Genomic DNA, 17,170 nt, shown 5'->3' with positions numbered 1-17,170 from the left:
ATGCGAGGTTAAGGTTTACCCCAAGGACTCGGTATAGTTTTGAGTGGATGCAGCACCCTGCTGCGGTTTTTCCCGGCTCGCGCTGCGCCACTGAATCAGGGCAGGCGGCGTGCTGAGATCGAACAAATCACGCCCCAGCGCGCAATTCAGAATACGGGCGGAACGCCAGGCCATCAGGCTGAGTTGCGGTTCAGCGATGCCGTGCGTTTGCATACTGGCGTTGACCGCAAAGATGTTAGTGTCCCTGGGTCCGTTCCACTCCAGCGTGAAATCTTCGCGCACGCTGAACGTGCACTCGTCTTTCATGGTCAGGCGGCTCATCAGCGGTGACAGTAGCTCGGGCAACGCCGGGCGATAACCGGTGGCAAAAATCACCACGTCGCACTCAATCAGGTCATAACCCTGATCGAGCTGATGCTGTAACTGTAGCTGCCAGCATTGCTGATGGCGGGTCAGTTCCACCACCGAGCGGCTGGGAAGCAGATGCGCATTGCGCGGCTGCCCCAGCACCTCAAAGCGATGATACAGCTCGCGATAAATCGTCAGCAGCGACGCTGCCGTAATGCCATCCGAAGTCATCTTTTGCTCATCCAGCATGGTCTGGCGCGCCTTCTCACTCAGGCCGACAAAGCTGGATACGTACTCAGGGGTGAAATATTCATTGGCAAAGGCCGCTTCATCCAGCGCGTTAAAGTTATTGCGGCGCGACACCCAACTGACATTCGCCGGTTCACCCCACTCTCCCCGGAAGGCGTTCAGGAACAGATCGGCACCGCTCTGCCCTCCGCCAATCACGGCAACGCGTTTGCCGCGCAGATCGGGCTTGCGCAGGCTCATCTCACTGGCGTGGAAACAGGTCGCACTGATGCGGTTGACGCACGGCGGCAGATAGGGTTGTTTACCAATACCAAGACAAATATTGCGTGCGTAGCGCTCACCGTCATGGCTGTGAATCACGAAACGCTGTTTCGTGTCGTCAAACTCGATGCGCTCCACCGTGTGATTAAAGTGCAGGTTATCCATGCCCTCGGCGGCCCAGCGCAGATAGTCAGAAAACTCATCCCGCGATACGGTTCGCAGCTCTGCCGTCATAAAGCGGTAGAATTTCTTACGCTTCACAAGGTAGTTCACAAAACTGAACGGGCTGGTGGGCGCAACTGCCGAGACCAGATCCTTTAAGAACGAGGTCTGCATATGGCAGTCCGGCACCAGCATGCCGGGATGCCAGGCAAAATCCGGCCGACTGTCTAAAAACGCACTGGTAAAACCCTCGGCTTCGTGTGCCAGCGCCGCGATACTCAGGTTGAACGGGCCAATACCGATGCCAATAAAATCAACAGTGTTTGTCATGATTCAGTCCTTGGTGACCAGCCACAGCGGGTTTTGCAGATTTTCCAGGTAAGTGGGCAACATACGGCTCCCGCCATCCTGATCGGGCCAGGTGAGCTTTACCGGGTTCAGCACGACGCGAATGATTTGTGGCTTGAAGAGGGAGAAAAGCGCAAAGCGCGCCGACAGCTGCGGGTGCGCCTGCATGTAATCGCTCAACACTGCGGCAAGCAGTTGGTAAAAGCGCCGCTCGGGTACGCCAAGGCGCGCCATCAACGGCGAAATAAAACGCAGAACCGTGACAAAATGTCCGGTTTGCAGGTCATGAATCAAATAGTCCGCGCTCAGGCGGGCCGTGACATCACGGACCGCCTGAGGCAGAGAGGCCATCTCGGGAAAATCGTCCTTCACCAGCCGCATGTCGCCCTGAAAATCCTTCAGCAGGACGCGCTGCGGAATACTGTCTTTCATCGCCAGAGTAATATTTTGTCCGTGCGCGATCAGCGCCACGCCGTAACGGCACAGCAGGTGATACAGCGGCACGACGACCACGCGAAACATCTGACTGAGCCAGGCCTCGGCGCTCAGGCCCGAGCGGGCAATGTAGGCACCGATAAGCGGCTGTCCCTGCTCATCGCACTCCATCAACGTCGCCATCAGAATCGGCGTTTCGTCCTGATGCAGCCAGCGCGCAGGATTTTCGCGCCAGATCACGCCCAGCATTTCCTGGTAGCGATAGGGGGCTTCGGCCAGCGCGGCGTAACCTTGATGAGCGACATAGCCTGCGGCCGGTTCGCCCAAAATCACCGCCCCGCTTTGCTGCAACGTTGCATCAGTGGCGAAGACATGTTGTAACCAGCGCGAGGCCAGCGGGCCCGCCGCGATATATTTGCCAGGAATGCCGCGATAGCAGGAAGTGTTGTAGATCGTCAGCGGCAGTTTGATATCCAGTCCGCCCTGACGGCTGGCATTGGTCAGCGTGCGCAGTGACTGCTGTGCCAGCCACCGATCGCCAAACTCGCCCAGCGAGACCATTTTGCCAGTGGCCAGATCCGCGACAAAATCGAGTGCGATTTTTTGCTGCCATTGCCAGGGATGAACAGGTAACGGCAGCCAGCTGTCGTCCAGTCCCTGTGCCTGCCAGGCCTCGGTGAACCGGGCGTATTCGCCGTCATCCATCGCGGCATGCAGCAGTTGCTGGATGTCCAGCGCGCTGTCGCAGCGCCAGACCAGATGCTCACGCTGAACCGCCAGCCAGTGCAGGCGGAACGTGTTCAGGTATTCCGGGGCGTAGCGCGCCAGTGCCGCCAGTCCCCAGCCGCGTCGACCTTTGTTGAAGACAAATTTGGGATGGCCGCTGAGCAGGCACTGCAGGCGGTCGGCATCCAGATCGATAAGCGCGTCCGCGCTCATTCCCTGACGCGCCTGCATAAGCTGAAGATCGCCGCGCAAGGTGGCGTAGAGATCCTGCATATGCTCCGCTACCGTGGCATCGCTCATCGACAGCACCGGCTGTAACTGGCAGAGCAGGGTCTGGGCCAGTACCGGCGTATCCGCACAGCGCAGGCTTTGCGCATCGATCCATAGCCAGCCCCAGATGCCGCGCTCGGCGGTGAAGTGCCACTCAGCGCCCGGCAGGCTGATGCAGTAACGGTTATCGCCCTGCGCCTGGGCCTGAAAGACCTGCTCGTACTCCAGCTCGGCCAGCATTTTCGCCACCAGCTGACGGTTCACGGTTTCCCATGCGTGCGAATTCATCACAGGCCCACCTCGCTGAAGAAGCGGGCACGCCGGGTCATCACCAGGCGAGAGCGCTTGTGAGGGAAGTCGAACTCTTTAACGGTGGCATAGCCCGCAGGTGCCAGATGACGGAACAGGCGCTGATTATCAGCGCGTGGCTCCAGCACCAGCCGCTGGGTGTGCGGGTTATCCAGGAACAGGTAGTGGCTGATACCGCGCAGCCAGCTCTGTACATAGTGCGGTCCACGCCACTGCGATTCGCCCACCAGCAGGTGCAGGCCGCGGTCATACGGCTGCCAGCTGTAGTGGCGTCCGATACGGTCTTCGGCGGCCCAGTAGATTTCAAAGTAGCTGAAAGGCGCATCATCAAAGCAGCCAATCAGCGGAAAGGCATAGCTGCTGGTGAGCTGGCGTTGCAGGTAGGCGGTCTGCACCGCCAGCGATCCGCTCTGCTCCCAAAAATAATCCACGCGCGGATCGTTCATCCAGCGGGTGAACATCTCGGCATCCCGCGCAGGATCGGCCACGCGGAAACTCAGCGTCCGGCGCACGCGCGGATCGTAACGGCGATAGACTTCGCCTTGAGGACGCGGCGGACGCTGGGGGAAGTAAATCTCACGTTCGGCATCAAAGACCATCTCGCCGGACGCCTGCTGAGGCGGCGTGGACAGCCACAGCGGCAGTTGCCAGAAGGCCTCGCGGTGCACGATATCGCTTTTCAGCGCGGCAAACAGGGCCAGCGCCTGCGGCTCTTCCCGCCATTCGGCATAGGGCAACACAATGGCGGAAAGCGACGGAGCCGCGATAAACATCTGATCCAGCGCATCACGCAACCAGCCTTCGGCAAGCGGGCCGGTATAATGCAGGACCGCACTGTTGTCCTGTCCCCAGCCCAGATTCAGGGCCTTACCAGACTTCTCGCAGCGCAAACCGTGGCCGCTGTGAACAATCGTTGCCTGAGACATTTAGCGCTCCTGGGACAGAAGGGGATTGGTGAAGTTGAAGTAGATTACCGACGGATCGACGATGCTGTTTTCATTGTGATCGTGCAGGTAACAGAAGAAGTTGCCTTTCACATTCCAGTGCGGACTTTCCAGCACGTAATCGAGACAGTCCGTGTGCGTGACCTCGCAGCGCAGTGCAGACAGCGCATCACGTACGCGCGCCATCAGGTGCGTTTCGCTGTCCATGCCCGCCGCGCCCAGTGCCGCCGTGACCGCGAACGTGGAATTCACTAACAGGTAATAGGGGAAATAGCGCAGCAGCTGTTCGCGGCTAAAGACGTTTTCTGCCTGCGCTTCGCTAATCTCATCCAGCCAGCCTGCGGCGTGCGGCATAAAGGCGCTGCCCTGGCAATCGCGATAGATCAGGCCAACCGGCAGGTCTTGTGCCATTTCCACCAGGATATTTTGCTGATGCGCTAACAGCACCAGTCCGTAATCGGCTTCGGCCGTAAACAGCGGTTTCAGCACCTGCTGGCAGTATGCGTCCACCCAGGCATGGGCGGCCTGTTGTTCGCTGATACGCAGGCGCTGGCTCAGGCGCTTAACCGCCGCCGTCAGCAGTGCGTCGCCGCCGTCCGGCGCGGACTGCGTCAGGGAGACCAGCACGTTGGTCTGACTCTGCGGCTGGTCGACAATCAGGTTTTCACGCAGTGCGAACAGGCTCTCTTCCCTGATCGTGCCCTGCATATCACGCAGCCCGGCCCAGCCGTCTTCCTGCATCACACGAAACGTCGGGAAACGCGCCTGCATCGCCTGCCAGCGCGCGGTCTGCGCCAGCCGCGCCAGCCGCATGCCGCGTTTGACTTCTTTCACCGATAAAGTGCGGACGGAGTTAGTGAGTCGCACGCTCAGCGAGAACTTGATCATGTCACGACTGGTCGCGCAATAGAGCGAGCGTGATGACGTGGTGGGCAGCCAGGATGTTCCCGCCTCACCCAGATCCTGTAGCAGCCCTTTATCCATCAGTTGCTGACACCAGCTCTGCTGCAGCAAATAGTCCGCCTGCCAGGGATGCAGCGGGAATAACCACCGCTGGTCCGTCAGCGCATGTAGCAGCTGCGGTGCGTTCTCGACCGCAAAACGCGTCAGGCGCTGCTGTAAGTTCAGTTTCAGGCTGTCGCCCGCCAGGTAATCTTTATCCACCGCGAACCAGCGCAGCGGAAAATGCGGGGCAAAATCGGGCAGGTAGCGTCTGGCCTGCTGCGGCGTGAAAGGTTCGTGCGATTTGGGGGCAGGATGGAAAGCGTGCCCGACCAGCAGCGCCTGTTCAGCCTCGGCAAAATTGAGTGCGTTTTCGCGCAGGCCGCACCAGTCATGACGGGACGCCGCCGCTTCGCGGGTGTGGGCATGACTTTGCATTACGCGCTGGTAAAACGCCTCGCAGCCTGCGACGGGCAGCGCGTGCTGGTGTTGTAACTTATCGACAATCAGCCTGGCGACGGTTTCAAACGCCACCGGCTGGCTGCCACGCTGCGTCACCAGCCGGGCCGGAAAGACAAAACGGTGGTGCTGCGTCGGAGAAAAGTAAGCCACCTTAAAGTGTAAGGTCTGCTGTTCATCCAACGGGATCGTCAGTTCGGCGGGGTCACCCTGGCTCAACTGCCAGTCCCTGGTTTCACGGATCAGGGCGTTCAGGAAGCATTGTGCCGCCACGTCCCAGGCCCCGTCATGCGTTGATTGTATCATTATCAAACAATTTCCAGTCGTTATGATAATGCGAATTCTGCCGATAACAGTTCTCATTATCAACGACAATTGTTAGAATTGGCAGAATAAATTTTACAAATACATACAACAAAGATACGGGTTAGCAACATCGTGACATCTCCTGAACTGGCCATGACGCAAAAAAAAGCTTTAGTAAACTGGCCTTTAGCCATCAGCGCCGGGTTGCTGGGTGTGGGACAAAATGGCCTGCTGGTCGCGATTCCGGTGCTGGTTGCTCAGACCAGCCTGAGCCTGTCGGTGTGGGCAGGACTGTTAACGCTCGGCTCCATGTTGTTTTTGCCCGCGTCGCCGTGGTGGGGAAAGCAGATTGCCCGTCAGGGAAGTAAACCGGTGGTCCTGTGGTCGCTGGCCGGTTACGGCACCAGCTTTTTGCTGCTCGGTCTGGGCTGTGCGCTGCTGTCTGTGCAGGCCGTCAGCGCACCGATTGGATTAGGCATATTAATTATTGCCCGGGTTTTTTATGGTTTGATGGTATCGGCCATGGTGCCCGCCTGTCAGGTATGGGCGCTGCACCGGGCGGGCGAAGAGAAGCGCATGACGGCGCTGGCGACCATCAGCTCCGGCCTGAGCTGTGGCCGACTTTTTGGCCCCCTCTGCGCGGCCGGAATGCTGGTGATTCATCCGCTGGCCCCGCTGGCGCTGTTGGTGGTGGCGCCGCTGCTGGCGCTGGCGCTGTTGCTGCCGTTACAACGTTCGGCCCCGCAGCCAGCGGTGACGCGTAAAAACGCCCGCCTGCGCCCTCATTGCCTGCCCTACCTGTTATGCGCCCTGCTGCTGGCGGCCACCGTCAGCCTGATGCAACTGGGGCTGTCTCCGGCGCTGGCCCGACAATTTGCCGGGCAGACGGCGGCGATAAGCCATCAGGTTGCCTGGCTGCTGAGCGTTGCCGCCATCGCGTCGCTGAGTGCGCAGTTTCTGGTGTTGCGTCCGCAGTTACTGACGCCGCTTTCACTGTTAATCAGCGCCGGGATCCTGATGACGCTGGGCCTGGGCATGATGCTGACCACGCCGCTCTGGCTGTTTTATGTCGGCTGTGCCGTGATGTCGTTCGGTGCGGCGCTCGGCACACCCGCCTATCAGTTGCTGCTCAACGACACGCTGGCAGACGGCGCCGGAGCAGGCTGGATCGCCACCAGCCATACGCTGGGCTATGGCTTGTGTGCCCTTCTGGTGCCAGTGATCACGCACTCGCACGGCGAAGCCGCGCTGATTGCCGCCGCACTCACTGCCGCCATGCTCTTTATTGCCCTGTCGGGGCTGATCTGGCGTTCACGATCAGCCTTATCGGCTCATTAACCACAAGGAACGACGATGGCTGACGTCCCTGCTTACCGCCTTTTTGAGGTCAAACTGGCCCGCAAACATCACCTTTCACCTTCGATGCTGAGCCTGGTGTTTAACGGGCCCGACGTGGCACAGATGAAATCGGATGCGCCCGACCAGCGGATTAAGATTTTGCTGCCTGCCGAAGATGGCAGCCTGCCCGACCTGCCCAATAACGATGAGTGGTACCAGACGATTCTGTCGCTGCCCAAAGCGCAGCGGCCGCTGCTGCGCACCTATACGCTGCGCCACCTGGATGTCCAACGTGAGGAGCTGACCATTGAGTTTGTCAGCCACGGTACAGAAGGCCCGGCCTCGGCCTGGGCCATCAACGCGAAACCGGGCGACAGCCTGGTGATCGTTGCGCCGAATGCGGCTTTTGAGGCCGACAGCGGTGGCTATGAATGGACGCCGCCAGACGGCCTGCGCAATGCGCTGCTGATTGCCGATGAAACCGCCTTGCCTGCCGCGAAAGGCATTCTGGAATTGCTGGCCCGCCAGCCCCATCCGCCCTGGGTTCAGGCTTTTTTTGAGGTGCCGGATGCTGAGGATTGCGTCGATTTACAGGCGTACGCGTTTGCCGACATTGTGTGGTTGCCCCGCAAACCTGCGTTTGCTTCACATGGTGAATGCCTGATCGCGGCAATTCAGTCCCAGGTCAGCGTACCCGATGGCGGCCAGCAGCAGGCCGTGCAGGAAGAGGAAGACGGTGAGTTACTGTGGGATCGTGCGCAGGCGCGCAACAATGAATTTTACGGCTGGGTGGCCGCCGAATCGACCGTCGTGAAACTGCTGCGTCGCCATCTGATTGGCGAGCGCGGCGTTGATCGCGAAGCGATTAACTTTATGGCGTACTGGGCCAAAAAGCGGGCACACTAAGCGTCTTCTTAACCGCATTTTATTCAGGGAAGCCAGCATGATTTCAGGACGTTGTTTATGCGGAACGGTGGTATTCAGGCTGACACAAAAGCCCAGTCATTTTTACCGCTGCCACTGTTCGCTGTGTCGTCGCCAGACCGGCACGGGCCATAATCTGGCGACGATCGTTAATGCAGACCACTTTCGCTGGTTGGCCGGTGAAACCTTTATCGCCAGCTGGCGTCGCCCGCAGGGATACCGCAATGACTTCTGCAGGAACTGTGGATCCACCGTGCCGAACGACTTACGTGACCGGCCGCTGATCTGGCTGCCGATTGGCCTGCTGGATGACGATCTTGATCTGCATTGCGCCGGCGACTATTGCCTGGACGATGCCCTGTCGTGGAGCGGTCATCCGGTTGAAAACCGCCATCAGCAGGCTCCTGACTCGCTGGATGCCCTGCTTCACGCCCTGCACGTCACACCGTAAATCCAGTCCGCCGCGTAACTGGCGCACGAAAGCTGTGCCGTGGCGGATCGTCTGCCCGGCCCGTGGCGCCCGTTACGGTACGTCCGTTTGCGGTGCCGTTTTCAGCAGGTCAAGTAAGGTCGCGATGGGCGGATCCAGCATGATAATGTCTTTTTTAATCAGCAGATGCAGCGTGGTGGCGCGGCGCACCCCATGCCGAAGCGGCAATATCTTCAGGATGCCCTGTGCCAGTTCGTGACGGATGCGCGCCTGCGGAATCCAGCCATAGCCCACCTGATGCATTACCGCTTCTACCGCCGCGTCAATGGTTGAGAAAGACCAGTAATCGCCACTGCTGCTTTCATTCTGCACTGTAAAATGTTCGCGATCCGCAATGCGAATCAGCGGATACCGCGCCAGTTGTTCCTCATCCAGGTCTACGCCGCATTGATGCAAGGGGTGATCGCGGTGCGCCACCGCGACAAAATCCACGTTCATCAACCACTCGCCCCGCCCGGCCATATCCTGACGCTGGGTTACCACCATCACATCGGCCTCAGCATAATCGGTATCGGTTTCGAGCACTTCGGTGAGATTAATTTGCGTGTGTGGGTGGCGTTGCTGAAAGGTTTTCAGGACAGCGAACAGGCGGCGGCGCGGAAAGATGCTGTCCACCACCAGATCCAGTTTGGTTCTGACGCCGCTGCGTATGGCGCCCGCATACGCCTCCAGCGAATGAAACGCCTTAAGAAGCGGCCGCACCTGCGCCAGCAGCAATTCACCGGCGGGCGTAAGTACCGCTTTGCGCCCCTCAATGTGCAGTAAGGTGATGCCAATACGCTGTTGCAGCATGGCAAGATTGTAACTGACTGAGGACTGGCTGCGGTTGGTCAGGTCGGCGGCTTTTGCAAAGCTGCCTTCTTTCATAACCTTATCCAGCAGGCTCCATTGTTCCAGCGTGGTTTTATGCATCATCAATCCATTTTTTGAATGGTTTTCATCATAAATTAGCGTTTTTAATTCATAAAGTGAATGACTAAGCTGGACTCACCAACAGAGGAGAACGAAAGATGAGCAGCTTCGACAAACACAATCTTGACGGTTTCACAGGTAAACATCTGGTTTATACCTACGACAACGGCTGGAATTATGAGCTGTACATTAAAAACGAAGACACCATTGATTATCGTATCCACAGCGGGATGGTGGGTAATCGTTGGGTCAAAGACCAACACGTTTATATCGTCAGAGTCGCGGAAAATAGCTATAAAGTGTCCTGGACCGAACCTACCGGCACCAGCGTCAGCCTGATTGCCAACATGAGCGACAAGCTGTTCCACGGCACCATTTTCTTCCCACGCTGGGTCATCAATAATCCTGAACGTACCGTCTGTTTCCAGAACGACCATCTGGACGAAATGGCGAAATACCGCGATGCGGGCCCAACCTACCCAATCGAAGTGATCGATGAGTTTGCCACGATTACCTTTGTACGGGATGCCGGAAAAAATAACGAAGACGTGATTGCCTGCGCGGCAAGCGAGCTGCCGGCGAATTTCCCTGAAAACTTAAAATAATCACCAGGCAGGAAAGGGGCTAAGCCCCTTTTTGTTCACCAAGACGCACACAGCAATACGATTCCGCCAATGCAATATGGCCCGGTTGATCTTTACTGGCGGTTATCCCTGACCGGTTCCTTTCCCTTATCACGCCTCTTTTATCCTGTCCGGACATCCACCTCTGTCCGTACCCTCTCCCCGTACACCTGGCGCAAAACAGATCTGTGCACAGAACTTTTATGTGCCTCACACGAAGCCGATTGATAAAGACGGCAGATGCCGTCATCCTGCTTTAAAAGCCGGTAAGCACAGTTCGTCAACTGTGTGAAAATAGCCTGTGACAGTCGTCAGCAGAAGATATTGCCCGGCCACCGCAGCGCGACCACGTTATTTGCGCTGAGGCGCATGGCGTTGCAGGTAAAGCGCAATCGCGGTCGTTCACCTGAGAGCGACGGTGAACGCTAGCTGGAACAGGGCGTGTTTAAAGCACGCATTGGCAGATCACAAGGAGTCAACGGTAATGCATATCGATCTGGACCATTTTACGCCGATTCAGAGTCTGGCAGGTGGCCTGCTGATTGGCGCAGCGGCGGGTCTGTTAGTGATATTTTGTGGCCGCATCGCCGGTATCAGCGGCATTCTGGGCGGCCTGCTGAAACGTCAGTCGGCTGACAAGCCGTGGCGGTTCGCGTTCATTGCGGGCCTGGTGTTGTCACCGCTGGTGTTTCAGTTATTCAGCGCGCTGCCCGCTATCGACATTGACGCCTCATGGGGACGCCTGGTGCTGGCCGGCTTACTGGTGGGCCTGGGCGCGCGCCTGGGCTCGGGCTGTACCAGCGGTCACGGCGTCTGTGGTTTATCGCGACTGTCGCCGCGCTCACTGGTGGCGACACTGGTCTTTATGTTAACCGCCATGCTGACCGTCGGCATGATGGGTCACGGGTAAACATCAGGAGGCACGATGGTCGTTTTATTTTCTCTGCTTAGTGGACTGTTGTTTGGCACGGGCTTGCTCGTCAGCGGCATGGCGAATCCGGCGAAGGTTTTGGGTTTTCTGGACATTACCCGCGCCTGGGATCCCTCTCTGGCGCTGGTGATGGGCGGCGCGGTTATCGCCGGGCTGGTAACGTTCTGGCTGGCTTCCCGACGCAAGCGGCCCGTCTTTGAGGAAACGTTTTATCTGCCTGGCAACCGCACACTGGATAAACGGCTCATCAGCGGCGCAGCCCTGTTTGGCATCGGCTGGGGACTGGCGGGCATCTGCCCCGGCCCGGCGCTGGTCCTGCTCGGCGGCGGCGTGCTCAAAGGCATTGTCTTTGTCCTGGCGATGCTGGCAGGCATGCTGCTTTTTGAGTGGCTCGACAGCCGCACGTTATCGCGTGGTCAGTAATCCCAACTGGCCATCATGAAAACGTTCAGATGGCCACATGGCGAGGCACGGCCTGATGCCGTCCCCGTTTCGTGAGCCCTGTCCGTAATCTGGCCCTGATGCAGAAACGGAGTGGCAACAGCACGGGATCGGTTACCTGAACCACGCTTGTGGCCTGCCGCTGAACCGGATCACCCCGCCAGCGAGGAGCGGTAGCGCAGCCTGGCGGGCAAAACGATCTGCCGCTCCGCCAGGTCCTGCCCCTGAATCATTTGCGTGATGACCGAAAAGCACTCCTGCGCCAGGCGCGGCACATCCTGCTCTACGGTATCGATATGCAGTGACAGCGAGTCATATAAATAGTGATCGTCGAAACTGGCGATATGGATATCACTCTCCAGCAAATGGTGCTGGCTCATGTAGCGCAGAACCCCTTCCAGTAAGCCACAGGCGGCGGTAAACACGGCTTTCGGCGGCCTGCCTAACCGCGCACAGAGCGCGGCAAACATCTCATAGCCGCTGCTGGGGTGGTAGTTGCCCTGGATGATCCATTCCGGTCGCGGCGTGACGCCCGCCCGCGCCAGGCCCTGCATAAAGCCAGCCAGCCGATCTTTCGTCGGTGACAGGCGCGGCTGCCCACCCAGAAAATAAACCTCATCAGGATGCGCGCGCGCCAGACGTTCTACCAGCTCGGCAGTTGGCGTTAGTGAATCCGTTATCACCAGCGGCAAACTGCTGTTATTTACGTGGCGGTCAAACAGCACGACCGGCAGTTGCTCGCTCAGCTTCAGGTAGTCGCTGTCGCTCTGCTGACTGGAGGCGACGATCAAACCATCCACCTGACGCGAGACCAGATTGTTGACCACCAGGGTTTCCTGACTGGCATTTTCATCGGTGCAGGAGATCAGCAGTTGCAGACCCGCTTCACGGCACAGGTTTTCCAGCGCGTGAGAAAACACGGCGAAACCATAGTTGGTGATTTCAGGCACCACCAGCCCCAACGTATGGCTGCGATTTTCACGCAGCAGACGCGCGTGGATGCTGGGCTGATAGTGATGTTGCTGAGCAAGGGCCATGACGCGTTCACGCGTTTCCTGCGCCACGCGCAGTTCTTTACCGCGCCCGTTAAGCACCAGGCTGGCCGTGGCTTTTGACACCCCGGCCAGCGCAGCGATATCACTGATGGTAACGCGCTTTGTTTTTTTCACGACGGTGCTTCGGTTAAGGAAACAAGGGCTTATTCTACCATGCAGGATCGTAACGACCAGTAGCAGGCCGTGACTTCTGCGCTACCGCGCAGGCGTAACTCCGCCGGATGCGTGGGAAAGTAACGGCTACTCATCACGCCTTCTCCGTCATTGATAAAAATCTCTACGCTGGAGTGGTCACACAAAATATGCAGTTTGTGCGCCCGCCCGTTCCAGTGGCGGTACAGCCATTCGCCGGTTTCCAGACTGCGGCGCGCCAGGCACAATGCATCCGCATGCCAGGTCAGCAGCAGTGAACCGGCGAAATCCAGCGTGATCCCGCCGCCTGATTCCAGCATCAGCTCAAGCCGTTGTGCAGCGAGTAACGGAGCCTGACTGGCGTTGCCGTGATAGCGCTGCGTCTCGCCGCGCAACGCCTGCAGTTCCGCCACCGGTTGCTGGTACAGTTTACCGTCGCGCGCGCTCAGTTCCCGGATACAGGTCATTTGATGAATCCAGCCGAATTTCACGGTAGGCTGATGCATCTCCTCCCCGTCCGGGACGCCCATCCAGCCCACCAGCAGCCGACGGCCATCCTCGGTCAGCGTGGTCTGCGGCGCATAGAATTCAAACCCCGCATCCAGCTCAGTGAACCCCCCGTGCGTATAGCGGGCGTTTTCATAATCCAGCGTGCCGCTGAGACAGGCGCAGGGATGGCTGTTCAGAAAGCGTTTCTCTTCCCGTTCAATGCCCTGAGGACAGCAGATCAAAAACGTCGATTCTCCCAGGGTGAACATGTCCGGGCATTCCCACATATAACCGGCTTCGCCCAGTCCACCCAAACCGCTACCGGCAATTTCGCCGAGGTTTTCCCAGTGGTGCAGATCGCTTCCGCGCAGTAGCAGGACTTTGCCCTTGAGCTGCTTGTCCTGCGCGCCCAGCACCATGTACCAGTGTGCGCCATGACGCCAGACTTTCGGATCACGAACATGGCCGGTGTAGCCCGCCGGCAGGGGAAGCACCGGCCCCAGCTTATCGAATCCCCCGTCAGGGTTCTGCACCGCCAGGCACTGCCAGGCGGTACGGGAGCCGTCGGCAAACTTAACGTTGCCGGTATAACACAGGGTTAAGGTGCCATTATCGTCTACCGCGCTGCCTGAATAGCAGCCGCTCCGGTCGTACTCTTCGTCTGGCAGCAAGGCGACAGGTTCATGCGACCAGTGCAGCAAATCCGCAGAGCGCCAGTGGCCCCAGCATTTATGCTTATGCTCACAGCTCAGGGCGTTCCACTGGTAGAACAGGTGATAGTGCCCGTCGAAATGGATAAACCCATTGGGATCGTTAAGCAGCCCGGTGACCGGTGCCAGGTGCCAGCCCGGATAGTGGCTGTCCTCGCGTGCTTTAGGCTGGCCTTTCATTACCGCCTTCAGCATGGCGGGCAGCAGAGTGTTGTTAGCCATCATTCAGAGTCCGTTTTGTATTTCAGCAGGAAGGCGATCACAAAGGCGACGCTAAAGGCGATAACCATACCAATAATATAATTCAGCAGCGAACTGGCCTGAACGATCGCCATACCGGGTAAGCCCGTCAGGCCCACCGCCGTCATATACACTTTCATCGACACCACCCAGGCACCGCCGATGGCTCCCCCGATCAGGCCGGCGATGAAGGGCTTCATGAAGCGCAGGTTAATACCAAAGATGGCCGCTTCGGTAATGCCCAGCAAGGCAGAAAACGCAGAGGGCAAAGTAATCGCCTTGATTTTGGCATCCTGCGTTTTGAACCACACGGCCAGACATGCGCCGCCCTGTGCCACGTTAGCCATCGCCCATATCGGCAACAGGAAATTGACGCCGATAGACGGGTTACCCAGCAAGCCAGCTTCAATCGCGTGGAAACTGTGATGCACACCAGTAATCACGATAACGGAATACAGCCCGCCAAACAGCAATCCGGCCAGCCAGCCTGCATGGGCAATCAGGGTGCTGAGCACAAAGGAGATACCATCCCCCAATGCGCGCCCTGCCGGGCCAATGATGAGCAGTGCCACAAAGCCAGAGATGATCACTGTCAGGAAGGGCGTCAGGATCAGATCGAGCGCATCCGGGATGATGCGGCGCAGCTGTTTTTCCAGCAGACTCATAAACCACACGGCCAGCAGGACCGGAAAGACCGTGCCCTGGTAGCCAATCATCGCCACTTCGATACCAAAGAAGTTCATGGTATGGAAACCGGCCGCCACGCCCCAGGCATTAGTCAGCGCAGGATGCGTCAGAATACCGCCCAGCGTAGCGCCTAAGAACGGGTTACCACCAAACTCACGGGCCGCCGTAAAGCCAATCAGAATCGGCAGAATGATAAACGCCGCCGAACTGCACATATCCAGCATGATATACAGGGCGTTTTCCGGGTTAACCCAGCCATAGGTTTTGACCATGCCCAGCAGGCCCATCAGCAGGCCGGAGGCAACGATCGCCGGAATAATCGGGACAAAAATATTCGACAGCAACCGGGCGATACGCTGGAAGGGATTGAGCTTACGGGCCGCAATGTCGGCCGCTTCCGATTTACTGGACTCGCTGATGCCCGCTTCCGCCACAAACGCCGCATAGACTTTGTTGACCACGCCTGTCCCAAAAATGACCTGCAGCTGGCCCGCGTTGCGGAAACAGCCCTTCACACCGTCGATTTTACCGATCGCGGCGGTATCCGCTTTGGCATCCTCGACCAGCACCAGCCGGAGCCGGGTTGCGCAATGGGCTGCGCTGGCAATATTTTCTTTGCCTCCCAGCAGCGGCAGTAATGCGCGGGAGATTTGTACAAAATCCATAAAAAACCTCTGTGTTGTCGTGTAATGTTGTCAACCCGGTTGAAACGGCCCTACAGGGCCGCCCGGTCAGAACCAGGTTTCCATTTGTACGCCGAAGTTCCATTCACCGCCGGCTTCAAAGCCGCTGCTGCCAAACGCATCGCCGCGCGCATAGTTGTCCAGTCGGTGATCCCAGTCCATCCAGGTGGCGAAAAGGCGAATTTCCGGACGTTTCAGGAATTCTCCTACGTTGCTGGCTTTCAACGTAGGCGCAACGGTCAGTTTGTAGAAGTTACCACTTACTGCGCTACGCTGATTGAAGCCTTCCGGACGCAGATCCATATATTGATAGGTGGCTTCGTACTGCATTTCGAAATTCTCCGTCAGCCCCTGAATCAGGCGCATGTTGGCGGTCGCCCACTGATAGCTGTCGCCTTTGACGTAACGATCTTTACTGCTCTGCGCCAGCACCGCCGGAGCGATATGCCAGCCGCCGCCCAGTGGGGTGATCCCGTAGCTGGCCAGACGCCAGGTATCCGCATCCGGCAGCAATGCGCCGTCGGACCCAATGGCTTTGACCTCTGCACCTAAGCCGTGACCATACAAGAGCGCGGTTTTCGCCGTTCCTTCACGCAGACCATAAAAGCTGTCGTTGTGCAGCCCCACCAGGGCATGCAGACCGGTATTCGCAGCATCGCCTTTCACTTTCAGGCCATTCACGTCCAGCCGATCGTCATTGTCTTTGGCGCGCATACCGCTGAGCATCAGCTGGAACGGGCCGTAATAGTTGTTGGCTGTCAGAATGTAGTTCTGTGCGGTGTTATCGTTGTTTTCGATATCACCAAAGGTGCGCCCGTAGAGCGACAGGTTGCTGTGAGCCTGATCGCTCCACTTCATGTCGTAAATACCGGCACCGGTCCCGGCGAGGAACACGACGTCGGAGTCGATCCAGTGAATATCGAAATTGTCGCGGTCAAAGCGTTTCCCCGCCCAGACGGTGGTGTCTTTGAACGCGCCCGTAAAGGTGGGCAGTTGACCGAGTTCCACAAACGCCTGCCGCAGGTTGAGATCGCTACTGGCGGCCGTCCAGTCGTTATAGGTCCGCTGACCGTCGGCCAGCATGGCTTTAAAGCGGGTGGTCGCCCCGTTTTCCAGCGTTTGCTTATGTTCCAGATTCAGTTCGACATAGGTATCCGGTTCGTTGCCTAAGCGCCCGACATGCCCACCGGTTTCCCCTGCCGGCGTCACGGTCGGGCCGCCCTGCGTTTTGGCCGCCGAGCTGTTCATTAATAAGCCAGAACGCGCATAGCCGTGAAATTCAAAGCCCCCGTCATCACTCGCCTTCTGTTCCAGTTTCGCCGTGCGCTGTTCCACCTGGGTGGCAGTGGCCTGGGTTTGCTGTTGTGCGCTGGCAAGCTGCTGGGCCTGTTTTTCTGCTGAAGCGGCCTGTTTTTCTGCGGCGTTTGCGCGACGTTCGGCGGCGTCAGCACGCTGCTCAGCCGCCTGCAGGCGCTTTTCCAGCGCGGCCAGCCGGGCTTCGATACTGCTCATGCTCGGTTCCGCAGCCAGAGCCGGGCCTGCGCAGAGCAACAATCCAACGGTTGCAGCAAGTCTCTTTTTTCTCATCGTTTTGCCATTCCAGAAAGGTTCAGGTCGTGGTGTTGTCATTTTGCTAAACCGGTTTAGGTTTTGGATAATATTGATCGCCGGATTTCCAGGCAAAGCAATTTGCTAAACCGTTTTTATGATTGTGAGTCAGTTCGCAAAACGACACGATGTGGTGGGAAAGGAAGCG

Annotated in this window: 15 protein-coding genes; 6 read left to right on the top strand and 9 right to left on the bottom strand. The window is 58.2% G+C overall.

Annotated elements, in window-relative coordinates; all coding sequences use genetic code 11:
* Positions 1-15: 15 nt before the first annotated feature.
* Genes iucD through iucA form a run of 4 tightly spaced genes read right to left on the bottom strand, consistent with a single transcriptional unit; the run spans position 16 to position 5,759 of the window.
* On the bottom strand, positions 16-1,350 hold the full coding sequence (iucD, locus tag RAC60_RS16030) for an NADPH-dependent L-lysine N(6)-monooxygenase (RefSeq protein WP_375094010.1): 1,335 nt from the start codon (positions 1,348-1,350) through the stop codon (positions 16-18).
* Positions 1,351-1,353: 3 nt separating this feature from the next.
* Positions 1,354-3,087, bottom strand: a complete 1,734-nt coding sequence (gene iucC, locus RAC60_RS16025; RefSeq protein ID WP_205952504.1) for an aerobactin synthase IucC — start codon at positions 3,085-3,087, stop codon at positions 1,354-1,356.
* Positions 3,087-4,034, bottom strand: coding sequence for a GNAT family N-acetyltransferase (gene iucB / locus RAC60_RS16020; RefSeq protein WP_033739081.1), 948 nt, complete (start codon positions 4,032-4,034; stop codon positions 3,087-3,089). The genes iucC and iucB overlap by 1 nt, the downstream gene beginning before the upstream one ends.
* Positions 4,035-5,759 carry an aerobactin synthase IucA gene (gene iucA, locus RAC60_RS16015; protein ID WP_375094009.1) on the bottom strand — a complete coding sequence of 575 codons (1,725 nt, stop codon included), beginning with the start codon at positions 5,757-5,759 and terminating at the stop codon, positions 4,035-4,037.
* A gap of 132 nt (positions 5,760-5,891) precedes the next feature.
* Here iucA and RAC60_RS16010 point away from each other — a divergent pair, with 132 nt between their 5' ends.
* From RAC60_RS16010 to RAC60_RS16000, 3 genes are read left to right on the top strand one after another with little or no spacing between them, the layout of a single operon-like run.
* On the top strand, positions 5,892-7,097 hold the full coding sequence (locus tag RAC60_RS16010; protein ID WP_375094008.1) for an MFS transporter: 1,206 nt from the start codon (positions 5,892-5,894) through the stop codon (positions 7,095-7,097).
* A gap of 15 nt (positions 7,098-7,112) precedes the next feature.
* Positions 7,113-8,003 carry a siderophore-interacting protein gene (locus tag RAC60_RS16005; RefSeq protein WP_375094007.1) on the top strand — a complete coding sequence of 297 codons (891 nt, stop codon included), beginning with the start codon at positions 7,113-7,115 and terminating at the stop codon, positions 8,001-8,003.
* Between the two features lie 37 nt (positions 8,004-8,040).
* Entirely contained in the window at positions 8,041-8,472 is a 432-nt protein-coding gene (locus RAC60_RS16000; RefSeq protein WP_039339024.1) for a GFA family protein, read from the top strand.
* A 72-nt stretch (positions 8,473-8,544) separates the two neighbouring features.
* Here RAC60_RS16000 and RAC60_RS15995 read toward each other — a convergent pair whose 3' ends face one another.
* Positions 8,545-9,423, bottom strand: coding sequence for a LysR family transcriptional regulator (locus tag RAC60_RS15995; RefSeq protein ID WP_205954027.1), 879 nt, complete (start codon positions 9,421-9,423; stop codon positions 8,545-8,547).
* Between the two features lie 98 nt (positions 9,424-9,521).
* Between RAC60_RS15995 and RAC60_RS15990 the strand changes: the two genes are divergently transcribed.
* The 3 genes from RAC60_RS15990 (at position 9,522) to RAC60_RS15980 (ending at position 11,400) form a co-directional block, all read left to right on the top strand.
* Positions 9,522-10,028 carry a phenolic acid decarboxylase gene (locus tag RAC60_RS15990; protein WP_033739073.1) on the top strand — a complete coding sequence of 169 codons (507 nt, stop codon included), beginning with the start codon at positions 9,522-9,524 and terminating at the stop codon, positions 10,026-10,028.
* Positions 10,029-10,530: 502 nt separating this feature from the next.
* Complete coding sequence (locus RAC60_RS15985; RefSeq protein ID WP_375094006.1) at positions 10,531-10,956, top strand: YeeE/YedE family protein; 426 nt, start codon at positions 10,531-10,533, stop codon at positions 10,954-10,956.
* Positions 10,957-10,971: 15 nt separating this feature from the next.
* Positions 10,972-11,400 (top strand): DUF6691 family protein, encoded by a 429-nt coding sequence (locus tag RAC60_RS15980; RefSeq protein WP_039339027.1) that lies wholly within the window; start codon positions 10,972-10,974, stop codon positions 11,398-11,400.
* A 170-nt stretch (positions 11,401-11,570) separates the two neighbouring features.
* Here RAC60_RS15980 and RAC60_RS15975 read toward each other — a convergent pair whose 3' ends face one another.
* The 4 genes from RAC60_RS15975 to RAC60_RS15960 all read right to left on the bottom strand — a co-directional run bounded on the left by RAC60_RS15975 (position 11,571) and on the right by RAC60_RS15960 (position 17,001).
* On the bottom strand, positions 11,571-12,587 hold the full coding sequence (locus tag RAC60_RS15975) for a substrate-binding domain-containing protein (protein WP_033739070.1): 1,017 nt from the start codon (positions 12,585-12,587) through the stop codon (positions 11,571-11,573).
* A 29-nt stretch (positions 12,588-12,616) separates the two neighbouring features.
* Positions 12,617-14,026 carry a sucrose-6-phosphate hydrolase gene (locus RAC60_RS15970; protein ID WP_375094040.1) on the bottom strand — a complete coding sequence of 470 codons (1,410 nt, stop codon included), beginning with the start codon at positions 14,024-14,026 and terminating at the stop codon, positions 12,617-12,619.
* Positions 14,026-15,396: a sucrose-specific PTS transporter subunit IIBC gene (locus RAC60_RS15965; RefSeq protein WP_033739068.1), complete on the bottom strand. Its 1,371-nt coding sequence runs from the start codon at positions 15,394-15,396 to the stop codon at positions 14,026-14,028. The genes RAC60_RS15970 and RAC60_RS15965 overlap by 1 nt, the downstream gene beginning before the upstream one ends.
* 66 nt (positions 15,397-15,462) lie before the next feature.
* Positions 15,463-17,001 carry a carbohydrate porin gene (locus RAC60_RS15960; RefSeq protein WP_033739066.1) on the bottom strand — a complete coding sequence of 513 codons (1,539 nt, stop codon included), beginning with the start codon at positions 16,999-17,001 and terminating at the stop codon, positions 15,463-15,465.
* Positions 17,002-17,170: the final 169 nt, after the last annotated feature.

The organism is Pantoea sp. BR_17 (assembly GCF_041955125.1).
Classification (GTDB): Bacteria; Pseudomonadota; Gammaproteobacteria; order Enterobacterales; family Enterobacteriaceae; genus Pantoea; species Pantoea stewartii.
The sequence above is the reverse complement of the archived record's forward strand: the minus strand, read 5'-3'. Positions and strand labels throughout refer to the sequence as shown.